Origin of the sequence: Halorubrum sp. SP3 (assembly GCF_005435195.1) — an archaeon.
In the GTDB taxonomy this organism is placed as follows: domain Archaea; phylum Halobacteriota; class Halobacteria; order Halobacteriales; family Haloferacaceae; genus Halorubrum; species Halorubrum sodomense.
This window is the reverse complement of record NZ_SGTU01000059.1, coordinates 1-2,146: the sequence shown is the minus strand read 5'-3', so window position 1 is coordinate 2,146 and position 2,146 is coordinate 1. Positions and strand designations below refer to the sequence as shown.

1 protein-coding gene is annotated in these 2,146 nt (G+C 51.8%); it reads left to right on the top strand.

The window, feature by feature from the left end:
• Nucleotides 1-328 precede the first annotated feature (328 nt).
• Nucleotides 329-1,297 (top strand): polyprenyl diphosphate synthase, encoded by a 969-nt coding sequence (gene uppS, locus EXE42_RS15190; protein WP_137706872.1) that lies wholly within the window; start codon nucleotides 329-331, stop codon nucleotides 1,295-1,297.
• Nucleotides 1,298-2,146 lie beyond the last annotated feature (849 nt).

The following is a 2,146-nucleotide window of genomic DNA, read 5'->3' as shown; positions in this document are numbered from 1 at the left end:
GGTGAAAGCCCACTAGCTTCGGCCTGAACTCCTGAAGCCATACACTTCCTGTTGAATCTCAGGTCTGAGCTGAATACGGCGCTACACCTCCACTTTCAAACGACGGTGAGTCTGTATTTCAACAGCGAGGCCGATGTGACTGTGTGGACATCCCCGTATTCTACCGTGATTTCGAAATGGACAGGGACGTAATCGTACTGGAGCAAGGCAGTTTCGCCTCACAGACGACCAGCATCAGCCGTGAGCACACAGGGTACGGTAATTCTCCGCCGCACCATGTCAAGTGAACACCTTAATTAACACACGTGATGAGGTATACTCACACAAAATGTTTAAGTGGGCGAGACAGTGGCTTCGCAACATCTATATTGGCGAGATTAAGCAGTCACTTGCTCTGACACCAGATCACGTTGCTGTGATCCAGGACGGAAACCGGCGGTACGCCCGTGAACGAGGTCTTGATCCGTCAGATGGGCATGCTCACGGTGCGGAAACCACTGAAGACATGCTACATTGGTGTTCCGAGTTCGATATTACTGAAGTCACATTGTACACCTTCTCAACAGAGAATTTTGCACGACCAGATGAGGAACTCACTGACCTCTTTGATCTCATTGAGGACCGGCTGTATTCGTTTGCGGATGCTGACCTGGTTCATGATAACGAGGTCTCGATACACGGATTGGGTGAAATCCAACGGCTTCCCGACCGCGTGGTCGATGCGGTTGCGTACGCTGAAGACCGAACCCAACAGTACGACACACTCAAACTGAACATCGCCTTAGCATACGGCGGTCGAAATGAACTGTTGCGGACAGCACAGCGGCTCACACGACAAGTTGCTGATAGTGAGTTGAAACCGGAGGAAATCACGGCAGAGATGATCGGCGAGCAATTGTATCAGCAGCCCGTTCAGGATGTCGACTTAGTTATCCGAACTGGCGGAGACGAACGCACCTCAAATTTCCTCCCGTGGCATGCGAGCGGAAATGAGGCCGCCGTTTATTTTTGTACACCGTATTGGCCAGAATTCAGTAAAGTCGAATTTGCCCGGGCCATTCGTACGTATGAAGCCCGTGAGCAGTCGTGGCAGGAGACCCAACTCCGTCGTGCGCTCTCGCTCGTTCGTGCGGTTAGCCAAACGGAGGTCCGGCGACGAACACACCTGATCCAACGGCTTCGTGATCAGCTTTCAGCAAAGACGGCGGCACGGTTTGTGGACATCGTTCGCACCGACACGAGGAACCCGACTGAAGATACAGAAACACACCAGGATCGGTCTGTACCGAACGACTGACGGATGTTGACGCTTGTTAATTTCGGGATTACGTCTCTCTCATAGCTGAAGCCGTTGACTCTCGTCTTGCCACTGATATGGTGGGCCTAATTTCGATCCTTAGCACAATACCGTCTGTGAGAGCTCTGTGACCCGACCTCATTAGAGGTGAGTCTCCCACGAGTGAATAGTTCGCAGTCAGTCTTCTGTATCGGGTCCTTCTGGGTTTCGCCCCGACGTTTGGATTGTTTAGAAAATATCGGTCACATCGTGATCTGTGTGACGCCACCCACTGAGTAATCGATACAGCAGTGGCCAAGCAATCAGCATGACCGCAACAACACTACCGATACTGAATAGTAACGACACTATTTCTCCTGGAGAGAGGATGCGTAGCTGGTCGCGAAGAAGAATAAACACAGACATCTGCGCCACAACCAGGGCCCACAGCAGGAGTCCAAGCAATTTGGCGTTGCTCTCGTAGGTCTGCGTCGATGATGGGACTCTCTGTTCATCGCGGACCCGTGGTTTCCGCATACTGATATATTGTCAGCATGTGTTAAATATCGAACCATTTGTTTAGATGTTATTGTATAAAATTGTGTATGTGTCTGCTGACTTATTTTGTAAAACTGCCAGGCGAGATCCCTCTCAGCGGAGCGACTCTTTGCGCGGCCACACTCGACTCCGTGTTGGCTACCCCATCTTTCTCGTTCGGGGCTTCCCGATTCACATTCTTGTGGGTGCGATTCTCGTGTGGACCTCCGTTCTGGCCGCCACCAGTGGTAGGTTCGTGACTACCACGTTGCGAGCGGAAGCCACCTTCTCAGTGACGAGAAGATATCAACCGACAGGTGGTCCGTCGAACCA

Coding starts and splice junctions, on each gene's coding strand:
- uppS (WP_137706872.1), top strand. CDS start 329: ATGTTTAAGTGGGCGAGACAGTGGCTTCGCAACATCTATATTGGCGAG.